Consider the following 12681-nt stretch of genomic DNA (forward strand, 5'->3'; position numbering starts at 1 on the left):
CCCCTCCAGGAAGCCGAGATTCGATACCGGCGCTTGGCGCGGGCCGAGCCTCTCATCGGGTCACGCCGCAGGTGCACGGCGGAAGTACGGCTCGGCGCCGTGACGGTACCACTTCCGCGACACCCGGACCGGACGGAGACGAAGGCCAACGGTCTGATATCTGACGCACAGCGACGGCGGCCAAACCCCCAGGGAATGGCCGCCGTCGATGCATTGATCAGGCCCCGCGCAGGGCCGCGCCGTGCCGTTCGGCGGCAAGGGCGACCGCGGCGTCACGCGCCGCGAGCGTCTCCTCACCGGTGAGCGTCCGGTCGGGTGCCCGGAACGTGAGTTTGTACGCGAGCGACCTGCGCCCCGCGCCGAGCTGCGCACCGGCGTAGACGTCGAACAGCCGCACCGATTCCAGCAGCGGGCCGGCCCCCTCGGCGAGGGTCGCCTCGACGTCGGCGGCCGGCGTCGTGACGTCGACGTCGAGCGCCACGTCGATGAGCGCGGTCGGGAACGACGACAGCCGCGGCGCCGGCCAGGCACCGGGGATCGGCAGCTGGTCGAGGTCGAGCTCCATCGCGACGGTGCGCCGCGGCAGGTCGAGATCGGCACAGACGGCCGGGTGGAGTTCACCCGCGTGGCCCACCACCGTGTCACCCACCAGGAGGGCGGCGCATCGCCCGGGATGCCAGGGTGCCTCGGCCGCCGGGCGGACGGTCAGCTCGACCCCGGCGGCGTCCGCCGCGAGGCGGGCCGCCTCGACCGCGTCGGCCCAGTCGGCCGGGCGGCCGGCGCCCCACCAGCCGGCGGGCTGGGCATCGCCGGCGATCACCGCGGCGACGTGCCACGGCTGGTGCGGCAGCAGCGCGTCGGCGGCGGCCAGCTCCTCGGCCGGCGGCGGGCCGGCGACCCCGGCGGCGGGCGCCACCGCGATCGGGCCGGTCGGCAGGAACACCATGCCGACCTCGAACAGCGCGACGTCGCGCTGACCGCGGCCCAGGTTACGGCGCAGGGCGGCGAGCAGCGGCGGCAGCAGCGTGGTGCGCATGCCGGGCTCCTCGTCGGACAGCGGGTTGCGCAGCAGCACCAGGTCGCGGCGCGGGTCGCCGTCGGGGATCCGCATCGCGTCGAGCGTCGTGGTGCCCACGAACGGGTAGTTCAGCGCCTCGACGAAGCCGGCGTCGGCGAGCGCCCGGCCGACGGTGCGGCGACGGCGCTGGGTCGCGCTGAGCCCGGTGCCGGGCGGCGCGATCGGCAGCTCGCTCGGGATCCGGTCGTAGCCGTCGAGCCGCAGCACCTCCTCGACCAGGTCGGCCGGGTCGTTGAGGTCGTGCCGCCAGCTCGGCGGGGTGACGGTGACCGTGCCCCCGCTGACCTCGGCCTGGGTGCCGATCATCGCCAGGACCTCGAGCACGCGCTCCGGCGTGTAGTCGATGCCGGCCAGCTCCGACGGGCGCGTCAAGGCCATCGTGATCGACGCGGGCGGCTGTACCGCATAGACGTCGGTAACCCTCGGCTCGATCGTCCCGCCGCCGTACTGCGCCAGCAGGGTCGCGGCGCGCGCGCAGGCCGCCGCGGTGATCTGCGGGTCGACGCCGCGCTCGTACCGCTTGCCGGCCTCGCTCGGCAGCTTGTGCCGGCGGATCGTGCGCGCGACCGACAGCGGGTCCCAGTGGGCCGCCTCCAGCAGCACGTCGACGGTCGTCGGCGACACCTCGGTCGTGGTGCCGCCCATGACGGCGGCGAGCGACACGACGCCGGTGTCGTCGGCGATGACGATGTCCTGCGGGTCGAGGGACCGCTTGACGCCGTCGAGCGTGGTGAGCTTCTCCCCCGCCGCCGCGCGGCGCACCACGAGCGGGCCGGTGAGCTGCTCGAGGTCCCAGGCGTGCATCGGCTGGCCGAGCTCGATCATCACGTAGTTGGTGATGTCGACGGGCAGCGAGATGGACCGGATGCCGGCCACCGCGAGCCGGTCCTTGATCCACTTCGGCGTGCCGGCGGCCGGGTCGACGCCGCGCACGGCGACGGCCGTGAACCGGTCGCAGGCGATGCTGTCGCGCACGTCGATGCGGTACGCCTCGGTGCCGTCGCCCTCCAGCGGGAGGATCGCCGCGACCGGGTCGCGGTAGGCGCCGCCGAGCGAGTGCGACAGCTCCCGCGCGATGCCGCGCACGGAGAAGCAGTACCCCCGGTCGGGCGTGACGTTGATCTCGACCACGACGTCGTCGAGCCCGACGAGCGGCCGCGCCTCGTCACCGGGCTTCGCCGTGTCTGCGGGCAGCACGATGATGCCGTCGTGGTCGTCGGAGACGCCCAGCTCGCGGCCGGAGCAGATCATGCCGTTGGAGACGTGGCCGTAGGTCTTGCGGGCCGCGATCGCGAACCCGCCGGGCAGCACGGCGCCGGGCAGGGCGACCACGACGAGGTCACCCTCGGCGAAGTTGCGGGCGCCGCAGATGATGCCCTGCGGCTGCTCCCCGCCGACGTCGACCAGGCAGTACCGGATCGGCTTCTTGAGGCCGGTCAGCTCCTCGATCGACTCGACCCGCCCGACGACGAGCGGGCCCTCGACGGCCGCGCCGGTGTCGGCCATCTCCTCGACCTCGAGGCCGACCTTGACGAGCGCCTTCTCCAGCCCGTCGGCGTCGAGGTCGGCCGGCAGGTCGACGTGCTCACGCAGCCAGGACAGCGTTACGCGCACCTCAGGCCTCCCATCCGAACGCCCGCGCGTACCGCACGTCGCCCTCCACCATGTCGCGCATGTCGCTCGCCTCGTTGCGGAACATCAGCGCGCGTTCGATCCCCATGCCGAACGCGAAGCCGGAGTACTCCTCCGGGTCGATGCCGCAGGCACGCAGCACCCGCGGGTTGACCATGCCGCAGCCGCCCCACTCGACCCAGCGCGGGCCGTCGCGGTGCTGCGGGAACCACAGGTCGATCTCGGCCCCCGGCTCGACGAACGGGAAGTACGACGGGCGCAGGCGGGTCCTCGCCTCGGGGCCGAACATGCCCTTGACGAAGTTGTCGAGGGTGCCCTTGAGGTGGCCCATCGTGATGCCCTTGTCCACGACCAGGCCCTCGACCTGGTGGAAGACGGGCGTGTGGGTGGCGTCGAGCTCGTCGGTGCGGTACACCCGCCCGGGGCAGATGACGTAGATCGGCGGCTTCCGGGTCGTCATCGTGCGCGCCTGCACCGGCGAGGTGTGGGTGCGCAGGACGATCCGCGAGTCCTCCTCGACCCCGGTGGCGGCGACGAAGAACGTGTCCATCATCGAGCGCGCCGGGTGGTCGGGGTGCATGTTGAGGGCGTCGAAGTTGTACCACTCCCACTCGACCTCGGGACCCTCGGCGACCTGGTAGCCCATGCCGACGAACAGGTCCTCGACCCGCTCCATGATCTTCGTCAGCGGGTGCTGGGCGCCGCGGGGCCGGCGGTCGGCCGGCAGCGTGACGTCGACGGCCTCCTCGACCAGGACCCGCTCCTCGCGCTCGGCGGTGAGGGTGGCGAGGCGCCCGTCGAAGGCGGCCTGCACGGCGACGCGGGCCACGTTGACCCGCTTGCCGGCGTCGGCCTTCGCGGCCGGCGGGAGGCTGCCGATCTCGCGGCGCGCCAGGGACACCGGGGCGCGGTCGCCCAGGTGCTGGTGCTTCAGCGCGGCGAGCGCGTCGAGGTCGCCCGCTCCCGCGAACGCCTTCTCGGCCGCGGCGACGGCGTCGTCGAGTGCGCCCTGGTCCAGCAGCGCGGCCTGTTTCGGATCGTACGGATCATTGCGGTACGTCATCAGACTCTTCCCACGCGAGATTGGCCTCGGACAGTGTAGTGAGGTCCGCCCGCCGGGTCGTGGGAGGCTTCAGGAGGCGTGCGAGAGCGCCTGTCGCCCACCGTCACCGGCGGGCCGCATAAACAGGACGCTCACGGATCTACTCCCTCATCGCTTTCGCGGAACTGTACAAGCATACCGCCGCCGCAGCAGCCAGATTGAGGCTCTCGGCGCCGCCCAGGAGGGGCACCCGGACGCGGGCGTCGGCGCGGGCCTTGGCGTCGTCGGGCAGGCCGTGGGCCTCGGAGCCGAACAGCCACGCGGTCGGCGCGGCCAGATCGTCCAGGTCGAACAGGTCGGTGTCGCCGTAGCCGTCGGCGGCGAGGATCCGCAGGCCGGCGGCGCGCAGCCCGGCGATCGCCACGGCGGTGTCGCGGGCACGGACGACGTCGACGTGGAACAGGCTGCCGGCGGAGGCGCGGACAGCCTTGCCGTTGTACGGATCGACGCTGTCGCCGGCGAGGACCACGGCGGCCGCGCCGGCGGCGTCGGCGGTGCGCAGGACGGTGCCGGCGTTGCCGGGGTCGCGGATCTCGACGCAGACGGCGACCAGGCGGGGCCCGCGCTCCAGCGCGGTGCTCAGGGGCACGTCGCGCTGCTTGCAGACGGCGACCATGCCCTGCGGGTTCACCGTCTCGGTGAGCGCGTCCAGGGCGGCGTCGTCGACGAGGCTCGCCTCGCCGGTCAGCTCGGGGTGGCGTTCCCGCGCGTCGGCCGTGCAGAACAGCTCGACGACGGCGCCGGCCCGCAGGGCCTCGCGGACCGCCTGCGGCCCCTCGGCCAGGAAGCGACCGGTCTCGTCGCGGTCGCGGCGGCGCTGCAGGCGCCGGGCAGCAACAACCCGGGGGGTCCGCGTGGTGAAGACCGCCCCGGGTTGCCGGATCACGTCAGGCTGCGGCAACGGCCGTCTTCGCCACCTGCACGAGACCGCTGAACGCCTTGGCGTCACTGACGGCGAGCTCGGCGAGGATCTTGCGGTCGACCTCGACGCCGGCGAGGCGCAGGCCCTGGATGAGCCGGTTGTAGGTCAGGCCGTTGGCGCGGGCCGCCGCGTTGATGCGCGTGATCCACAGCTGGCGGAAGTCGCCCTTGCGGTCACGGCGGTCACGGTAGGCGTACTGCATCGAGTGCAGCACCTGCTCCTTGGCCTTGCGGTAGAGCCGGGAGCGCTGACCACGGTAGCCGCTGGCGGTCTCCAGGACGGTGCGGCGCTTCTTCTGGGCGTTCACTGCCCGCTTCACGCGTGCCACGGTTCGTACTCCTCATGCGAGACCGGCCCGGGACAAGGGGCCGGCCGGAAAGAAACGGTCAAGGTCGGGGGGTTGTGGCGCAGCGGGTCGGGTCGGGTCCAGAGCCGAGAGGCCCCGACCGAACCGGGCTAGAGGCCGAGCAGCTTCTTGATCTTCCGGGTCTCGGTGCCGGCGAGCTCGACGTTGCCGCTCAGGCGGCGGGTGCGCTTGGTGGGCTTGACCTCGAGCAGGTGGCGCTTGCCGGCCGGCTCGGCGAGGAACTTGCCCTTGCCCGTGATCTTCACGCGCTTCTTCATCCCGGAGTGCGGCTTGAACTTCGGCATGCTGGTGTTGCCCTTCATGAGGTGCGCCGGCACCCTGATCTTGCAATGGTCAGGGTGCCGTGACGCGCCGGCGCGCAGCCGAGAGCCCCGCGTGGTGCAGGTCCCGCCCGCACGACGCGGTTGGTTGATATGTGACGGTGCTGGTTATGCCTGATCTGCGGTGACGACCTCGGGCACGGCGGCTGTTTCGCCCTCCGAGCTCGTGCCGCCGTCCGCCTTCGGCTCGCGCGACTGGGTCGCCGCGGCCTTGACGTTACGGTGCGGTGCCAAGACCATGATCATGTTGCGGCCGTCCTGCTTGGGCGCGGCCTCGACGAAGCCCAGCTCCTGGATCTCCTCCGAGAGCTTGCGCAGCAGCCGGAACCCCAGCTCCGGGCGGCTCTGCTCGCGGCCTCGGAACATGATCGTTACCTTGACCTTGTCGCCCGCCTTCAGGAACCGCACCACGTGACCCTTCTTGGTCTCGTAGTCGTGCGGATCGATCTTCGGGCGGAGCTTCATCTCCTTGATGACGGTCTGCTGCTGGTTACGCCGGGCTTCCCGGGCCTTGAGCGCGCTCTCGTACTTGAACTTGCCGAAGTCCATGAGCTTGCAGACGGGCGGGCGTGCCATGGGCGCAACTTCGACCAGGTCCAGGTCCACGTCGGCGGCCAGCTGCAGAGCGCGCTCCAGGGGGACGATGCCCACCTGCTCACCCTCCGGGCCGACCAGCCGGACCTCACGTGCCCGGATCTGCTCGTTGACGCGTGGCTCGACGCTGATGTGGCCTCCTCGATCGGTGGTTCAACTCCGGTGGTCGACCTGGGCCCAGCGGCGCTGGGTCTCCAAAACGGAAAAGCCCCGCCGCGCTATGCGCATGCGAGGGCCCTTCGACCGCCGCCAGCCTCTCGGCCGAGACGGTCAGACCGGACCCGGCCGCCTTGCGCCGCACGGGTGGGAGCCTGGTGCGCTCCGCTTCGAACATCCGCCCGAGAGCAGGATGCGGTCGACGTCGCCTACTCTACCACGCTCTTCGCGCGGCTCGCGGTGTGCAGGGCCCGCAGGCTGCGGGCGGCCTGCACCGCGTAGTCCTTGTCCGCCATCTGCACCGCCATCACCGCGATCCGCTCGTCGTCCTCCAGGTCGAGGGTGAGCCACGGGGTGCCCCGGCCGAACGTCACGGCCCGGACCACCTCCCAGGGCAGGTCGTACGACCCGATGATGTTGCGGACCCGCACGCCCCGCGCGTCGGCCACGACCCGGGGCCGGGTCATCAGCAGGATGCCGGCGGCGGCGCACAGGCCCAGGCCGATCATCGCGGCCTGGTCGCCGCGCTGGAAGTAGCCCGGGCCGTCGCCGGTCTTGCCGTGCAGGCCGAATGCGATGAGGGTGAAGACCACGACGACGACCGCCGCCAGGACGTAGGCGATGATGCGGGCCCGCTGCGGGCGTGCGGTGACGGTGCTGTTCACGGGATCGAGTGTGCCACTACAGCCGGCACGCGTGGATGTCGGTCACCAGGATGGCGCGCGCGCCCACCTCGTACAGCTCGTCCATGATCCGGTGCATCTCGTCCCGCAGGACCATCGCCTGCACCGCCACCCAGCCCTCGCGGTGCAGCGGGGAGATGGTCGGCGACTCGATGCCGGGGGTCAGCGCGACCGCGGCGTCGAGCGCGTCGGCCCGCACGTCGTAGGCGAGCATCACGTAGCGGCGGGCCACCAGGACACCCTGGAGGCGGCGCAGGAGCTGCTTGTAGCCGGCACCGTCGGTGTCCGAGCCGGCCCGGCGGATGAGCACGGCCGACGAGCGCAGGATCGGCTCGCCGAGCGTCTCCAGGCCGGCCTGGCGCAGCGTGGCGCCGGTCTCCACGACGTCGGCGATCACGTCGGCGACGCCCAGCCGGATGGCGTTCTCGACCGCGCCGTCCAGCCGGATCACCTCCGCGGTGACGCCGTGCTCGGTGAGGTACCGCTGCATCACCCCGGGATAGGCGGTGGCCACCCGCAGGCCGGCGAGGTCGCCCGGCTCCGACCCCTTCAGCGAGCCCGCCACCGCCGCGAAGCGGAACGTGGCCCGGCCGAAGCCGAGGTCGAGCACCTCCTCGGCGTCGCTCTCGGCGTCGATGAGCAGGTCCCGGCCGGTGATGCCGAGGTCGAGGTCGCCCGAGCCGACGTACGTGGCGATGTCGCGGGGGCGCAGGTAGAAGAACTCGACGTCGTTGGCGACGTCGCGGCAGAGCAGGTCCTTGGGGTCGCTCCGCTGGCGGTAGCCGGCCTCCTGCAGCATCTGGGCGGCGGGGCCGGAGAGGGTTCCTTTGTTGGGGACGGCGATGCGCAGCATCAACGGGCTCCTATGTTCTGTCGTGGGGAACGGGCGGGTCACCGACTAGAGATGTCGGTACACGTCCTCCAGCGACAGGCCGGTGGCCAGCATCAGGCACTGCACCTGGTAGAGCAGCTGGGACAGCTCCTCGGCGGTGCGCTCCGGCCCCTCGTGCTCGGCCGCCATCCAGCTCTCGGCGGCCTCCTCGACGACCTTCTTGCCGATGAAATGGACGCCCTTCTCCAGCGCCGCGACGGTGCCGGATCCCGGGGTGCCCGCCGCGGCCTTGGCGGCCAGCTCGGCGAACAGCTCGTCGAAGGTCTTCACGGGCACGCATTCTCGCAGGCTCCGACCCCGGGGCGGAATCCATATCTCGACAGGCGTGTCGTGCCTCACGCCACCGCTTCGACCGGCGCGTGGGCCGGCGCTTCAGCCGGCGCTTCAGCCGACCGTGAACTCGTGGTCGTCGACGGCCTGGATGCTGCCGTCCTTCATCGAGACGTACCACGACTCCACCGTGTAGCGGCCCGGTGGCAGCGTCACCGGCACCCGCGCCTCGCCGAGGGCCGGCGCGCCCGCGGTGAGCTGGACGGTCTGCTCGAACACGACCTTCCCGCCGGCGCCGCGGATCCGCAGCTGGACCGTGCCCTCGTGGACCACGCCGGCGAGGTACACGACGAAGCTGCGCCCGGCCTGCTGGTCCTGCTGCGGGTCGATCACCCAGACGGGGCCCTGGACGTCGGCCATCGGCGCCTGGCGCAGCGGGCCGCCGGCGTCGACGCTCCCCCACAGCTTCGCCACGGGTGCCCCGTCGACGACGACCCGGATCGCGTCGGCCTTCTTGATCGAGGTGTACGTGCCTGCGGCCGCGACCGTGTACACCAGCTGCTGCACGGCGAGGGCCCGGGCGCCGTCCCGCGCGTCGGTGCCGACGCTCCCGAGGTCGACCGCCACCGATTTCCCGTCGATCGACACGCCGTGGACCGTGACCCCCGGCGGCCAGGCGGTGCCGTAGTCGGGGTCGCGGGCCCGGCCCGACAGCGACTCCCGGACGGCGGCGGCGATGCGCTCGGCGTCGGTGTCGGCGGTGAGCGGGACGGCGTGGAACTCGCGGTACAGCATCCCGTTGCGGATGAAGTAGACCGGCAGCTGCACGCTCACCGGCGGCGACGGGGCCGCCGACGCGCTGGGGCCCGCCGGCGACGGCGTGGTGGGGCCGGCGGTGGCGGCCGGCTGCGGGCCGGGCTGCGGGCCCTGCTCCGGCGCGAACACGACGACGCCGGCCGCGATGGCGGCGGCCACCGCGGCGGCGGCACCCATCATGGCCCAGCCGTTGCGGCGCCGCTCGGTAGTGCGCATGCGGATGAGGGCCAGCGCGTCGGGCGCCGGCTCGACCTCGACCGCGCGGGCCCGCAACGCGTCGCGCAGCCGGTCCTCGGGCGTCTCGCCTGGTCTCATGGCGCGTGCTCCAGAATCTCCCGCAGGGCCGCCATGCCCCGCGCGGCGTGGCTCTTGACCGCGCCCCGGCTGACCCCCATCGCGTCGGCGATCTCGGCCTCGGACAGCTCCGCGTAATACCGCAGGACGATCGCCTCCCGCTGGCGGGCCGGCAGGCGGCGGACCGCCTCCAGGATCTCCCGGTGCCGCAGCAGGCTCAGCGCCCCGGTCTCGGCGCTCGCCACGGTCTGCTCGTCGGCGCTGCTGCGGGCGACGTACCGGTCGGCGACCCCCCGCTTCCGCAGCGCCGAGCGGGCCCCGTTGACGACGCTGGTGCGCAGGTAGGCGAGCGCCTTGTCCGCGTCGCGCAGCCGCCACCAGTGCCGGTGCAGCGCCACGTAGGCGTCCTGGACGACGTCCTCGGCCAGGGCCTCGTCGTGCAGCAGCAGCACCCCGAGCCGCACCAGCCCCCGGTAGTGGGCGGCGAACAGCATGGTGACGGCGTCGTCCGCGGTCCACGGCTCCTCCCGGGCGGCCTCACCCACCATGGGCCTACGGTCCCATGCGGTCGTCCCGGCATTGGCCATCACGCATCACTGACGCGCGAACGTGCCCGTCGGTTTACCTGATCGGCACCGCGGATAATCTGTCGCTCGTGGATGTGGATTACAGCGACGAAGAGTGGGGCCTCCTCGTGGGCCTGCCGCAGTCCGTGCTCATCGCGGCCTCCCAGGCGGAGGCGGACGGCAGCCGGCGCACCCGCGACGAGTGGACGGTCGGCATGACGGCGATCGCCGACGGCCGCGGGTCGTCGTCGTCGCTGGTGCAGAAGGTGGCCGCCGAGGTGGTCGCCCGGCAGGGCGACATCGAGGAGGGCGAGGAGCCCCCGGTCATCGAGTTCCCCGACCGCGAGGCGGGCATCGCCGACGTGCTCACGCGCGCGGGCGAGGCGCACGAGCTGCTGATCGCCAAGGCCGACCCGGAGGACGCCGAGGCGTACCGCTTCTGGCTCGTCACCGTCACCGACGCGGTGGTCAGCGCCTCCCGCACCGGCGGCGTGCTCGGCCTGGGCGGCGAGCAGGTCACCCCGGCCGAGCGCTCGTTCCGGGACTCCCTGGCCACCGCCCTGGCCGTCTGAGCTACGACTTGGCGACCTGCCGGAGGGCATGGGCGGCGTCGAGCGCGGCCAGCGTCGCGGCGTAGCCCTTGTCCTCCGCCGAGCCCGGCAGGCCGGCCCGGTCGCGGGCCTGGTCGAAGTTGTCGACCGTGAGCACGCCGTGCGCGACCGGGGTCGACGCGTCCAGGGCGACCCGGGTCAGCCCGTCGGTGACCGACTGGCAGACGTACTCGAAGTGGGCGGTGTCGCCGCGGATCACCACGCCGAGCGCCACCACGGCGTCGAAGCGGTGGGCCAGGGCCTGGGCCAGCACCGGCAGCTCGACCGCGCCGTCGACCCGGGCGACCGTGATGTGGTCGACGTTCGACGCCTCCCCGGCCTCGATCGCCCGGTTGAGCATGTGGTCGACGAGCTCGGCGTGCCAGCGGGTGGCCACGATGCCCAGGGTCAGTCCGGTGCCGTCCACGCGCTGCAGGACGGGCGCTCCACTACCAGCCATCTCTTACGCAAGTCCTTCCGCGACCTCGTCCAGCTCGTCCAGCAGGTGCCCCATCCGGTCCCGCTTGGTGCGCAGGTAGCGCACGTTCTCCGGGTGCGGCCGGGTCGGCAGGGGCACGCGACCCAGCACGGACAGACCGTACCCCTCCAGGCCCGCCCGCTTGGCCGGGTTGTTCGTCAGCAACCGCATCGTCTTGATGCCGAGGTCGACCAGGATCTGCGCGCCGGTGCCGTAGTCGCGGGCGTCGGCGGGCAGGCCCAGGTCGAGGTTGGCGTCGACGGTGTCCCGGCCGAGATCCTGCAGCTGGTACGCCTGCAGCTTGTGCATCAGGCCGATGCCGCGCCCCTCGTGCCCGCGCATGTAGAGCACGACGCCCCGGCCCTCCGCGGCGACCATCCGCATCGAGGCCTGCAACTGCGGGCCGCAGTCGCAGCGCACCGAGGTGAACACGTCGCCGGTGAGGCACTCCGAGTGGACCCGGACCAGCACGTCCTCGCCGTCGCCGAGGTCGCCGTAGACGAGCGCGATGTGCTCGCCGTTGTCGAACATCGTGGTGTACCCGACGGCGCGGAACACGCCGTGCTCGGTCGGCAGCCGGGTCTCGGCGACCCGCTCGATCTGCTGCTCGGTGTGCCGGCGGTACGCGATGAGGTCGGCGATGCTGATGAGCGAGAGGTCGTGCTCCTCCGCGAAGCGGCGCAGGTCGGGCAGCCGCATCATGGTGCCGTCGTCGTTGACCATCTCGCACAGCACGCCCGCGGGGCGCAGCCCGGCCATGCTCGCCAGGTCGACCGCGGCCTCGGTGTGGCCGGCCCGGCGCAGCACGCCACCGGCCTTCGCCCGCAGCGGCACGACGTGGCCCGGGCGGGAGAGGTCGGTCGGGGCGGTGTCGGGCGAGGAGAGCAGCCGGATGGTGTGCGCGCGGTCGGCCGCCGAGATGCCCGTCGAGACGCCGAACCGGGCGTCGACGGTCACCGTGTAGGCGGTGCCGCGGCGGTCCTGGTTCGTGCGGTACATCGGGGGCAGGTCGAGGCGGTCCGCCTCCTCCTCGGTGATCGGGACGCAGATGTAGCCCGACGTGTAGCGGACCATGAACGCCACCAGCTCGGGCGTCGCGTGCTCGGCGGCGAAGATGAGGTCGCCCTCGTTCTCGCGGTCCTCGTCGTCGACGACGATGACGGCCTTGCCGGCGGCGATGTCCTTGATCGCCCGCTCGATCGGGTCCAGGTCCGTGACCGGCGCCGTCGGCCCACCGCCTCCGCTTCGCTCCGGCGCCGGTCCGAGACCGAAAGCGCGCTGAGCCTCCTGATGAGCGCCCCCTCCGCTCCGCTGCGGGGCGCTCATGACCGCACCGAACCGAGCAGCTTCTCCACGTACTTGGCCATGATGTCGACCTCCAGGTTGACCCGCTCGCCGACGCTGCGCGCGCCGAGGGTGGTGAGCTTGAGCGTGGTCGGGATGAGCCCGACCGAGAAACTGTCGTCATCGACGGCGGTGACCGTGAGGGAGATGCCGTCCACGGTGATCGAGCCCTTCTCGACGACGTACCGCGCCAGCGCCGACGGCAGCGAGAACGTCACCGTCTCCCACTGGTCGCCGGGCTCGCGGGCGAGCACCTCGCCGACCCCGTCGACGTGGCCCTGGACGATGTGCCCGCCGAGGCGGGTCGCGACGGTGGCGGCGCGCTCCAGGTTGACCGGCGCGCCGGTCCGCAGCGACCCGAGCGTGGAGCGCCGCAGCGACTCGCCCATCACGTCGGCCGTGAAGACCCCGTCGGCGTTGTCGACCACGGTCAGACACACCCCGTTGACGGAGATCGAGTCGCCGTGCGCGGCGTCCGAGGTGACGGTGGCGCCGCGGATGGCCAGCCGCGCCGAGTCGCCCAGCTCGTCGATCGAGACGACCGTCCCGAGCTCTTCGATGATGCCCGTGAACACTG

15 protein-coding genes are annotated in these 12681 nt (G+C 72.6%); 1 reads left to right on the forward strand and 14 read right to left on the reverse strand.

Features of this window, described 5'->3' with window-relative positions; all coding sequences use genetic code 11:
- Positions 1 to 217: 217 nt before the first annotated feature.
- The 11 genes from pheT to ABZS66_RS17595 form a co-directional block, all read right to left on the reverse strand.
- Positions 218 to 2692: a phenylalanine--tRNA ligase subunit beta gene (pheT, locus tag ABZS66_RS17545; RefSeq protein WP_354758717.1), complete on the reverse strand. Its 2475-nt coding sequence runs from the start codon at positions 2690 to 2692 to the stop codon at positions 218 to 220.
- A gap of 1 nt (position 2693) precedes the next feature.
- A complete protein-coding gene (gene pheS, locus ABZS66_RS17550) occupies positions 2694 to 3773 on the reverse strand; it encodes a phenylalanine--tRNA ligase subunit alpha (RefSeq protein WP_354758719.1) in 1080 nt (359 codons plus the stop codon).
- A gap of 139 nt (positions 3774 to 3912) precedes the next feature.
- Positions 3913 to 4698 (reverse strand): RNA methyltransferase, encoded by a 786-nt coding sequence (locus ABZS66_RS17555; protein WP_354758721.1) that lies wholly within the window; start codon positions 4696 to 4698, stop codon positions 3913 to 3915.
- A gap of 1 nt (position 4699) precedes the next feature.
- Positions 4700 to 5062: a 50S ribosomal protein L20 gene (gene rplT / locus ABZS66_RS17560; protein ID WP_033356865.1), complete on the reverse strand. Its 363-nt coding sequence runs from the start codon at positions 5060 to 5062 to the stop codon at positions 4700 to 4702.
- 128 nt (positions 5063 to 5190) lie between these two features.
- Positions 5191 to 5385, reverse strand: coding sequence for a 50S ribosomal protein L35 (gene rpmI / locus ABZS66_RS17565; protein ID WP_190253217.1), 195 nt, complete (start codon positions 5383 to 5385; stop codon positions 5191 to 5193).
- Between the two features lie 144 nt (positions 5386 to 5529).
- Complete coding sequence (gene infC / locus ABZS66_RS17570; protein ID WP_354758798.1) at positions 5530 to 6147, reverse strand: translation initiation factor IF-3; 618 nt, start codon at positions 6145 to 6147, stop codon at positions 5530 to 5532.
- Positions 6148 to 6380: 233 nt separating this feature from the next.
- Entirely contained in the window at positions 6381 to 6836 is a 456-nt protein-coding gene (locus tag ABZS66_RS17575) for a PH domain-containing protein (protein WP_354758723.1), read from the reverse strand.
- A gap of 16 nt (positions 6837 to 6852) precedes the next feature.
- The gene (gene hisG, locus ABZS66_RS17580; protein WP_354758725.1) at positions 6853 to 7707 is read right to left on the reverse strand and encodes an ATP phosphoribosyltransferase; all 855 of its coding nucleotides are present in this window, start codon (positions 7705 to 7707) and stop codon (positions 6853 to 6855) included.
- A gap of 45 nt (positions 7708 to 7752) precedes the next feature.
- Positions 7753 to 8022 (reverse strand): phosphoribosyl-ATP diphosphatase, encoded by a 270-nt coding sequence (locus tag ABZS66_RS17585; RefSeq protein WP_354758727.1) that lies wholly within the window; start codon positions 8020 to 8022, stop codon positions 7753 to 7755.
- 108 nt (positions 8023 to 8130) lie between these two features.
- On the reverse strand, positions 8131 to 9147 hold the full coding sequence (locus ABZS66_RS17590; RefSeq protein WP_354758729.1) for a GerMN domain-containing protein: 1017 nt from the start codon (positions 9145 to 9147) through the stop codon (positions 8131 to 8133).
- Complete coding sequence (locus tag ABZS66_RS17595; protein WP_354758731.1) at positions 9144 to 9674, reverse strand: SigE family RNA polymerase sigma factor; 531 nt, start codon at positions 9672 to 9674, stop codon at positions 9144 to 9146. Before ABZS66_RS17595 ends, ABZS66_RS17590 begins: the two co-directional genes overlap by 4 nt.
- A 107-nt stretch (positions 9675 to 9781) precedes the next feature.
- On the opposite strand from ABZS66_RS17595, the gene ABZS66_RS17600 reads away from it, so the two are divergent.
- Positions 9782 to 10264 (forward strand): hypothetical protein, encoded by a 483-nt coding sequence (locus ABZS66_RS17600; RefSeq protein ID WP_354758733.1) that lies wholly within the window; start codon positions 9782 to 9784, stop codon positions 10262 to 10264.
- A 1-nt stretch (position 10265) separates the two neighbouring features.
- On the opposite strand, the gene ribH is transcribed toward ABZS66_RS17600, so the two are convergent.
- Genes ribH through ABZS66_RS17615 form a run of 3 tightly spaced genes read right to left on the reverse strand, consistent with a single transcriptional unit; the run spans position 10266 to position 12679 of the window.
- Entirely contained in the window at positions 10266 to 10742 is a 477-nt protein-coding gene (gene ribH / locus ABZS66_RS17605) for a 6,7-dimethyl-8-ribityllumazine synthase (protein ID WP_354758735.1), read from the reverse strand.
- A 3-nt stretch (positions 10743 to 10745) separates the two neighbouring features.
- Positions 10746 to 12086 carry a bifunctional 3,4-dihydroxy-2-butanone-4-phosphate synthase/GTP cyclohydrolase II gene (locus tag ABZS66_RS17610; protein ID WP_354758737.1) on the reverse strand — a complete coding sequence of 447 codons (1341 nt, stop codon included), beginning with the start codon at positions 12084 to 12086 and terminating at the stop codon, positions 10746 to 10748.
- Positions 12083 to 12679, reverse strand: coding sequence for a riboflavin synthase (locus ABZS66_RS17615; RefSeq protein ID WP_354758739.1), 597 nt, complete (start codon positions 12677 to 12679; stop codon positions 12083 to 12085). The genes ABZS66_RS17610 and ABZS66_RS17615 overlap by 4 nt, the downstream gene beginning before the upstream one ends.
- Positions 12680 to 12681: the final 2 nt, after the last annotated feature.

It is taken from the genome of Dactylosporangium sp. NPDC005572, from assembly GCF_040605515.1.
Lineage (GTDB): Bacteria > Actinomycetota > Actinomycetes > Mycobacteriales > Micromonosporaceae > Dactylosporangium.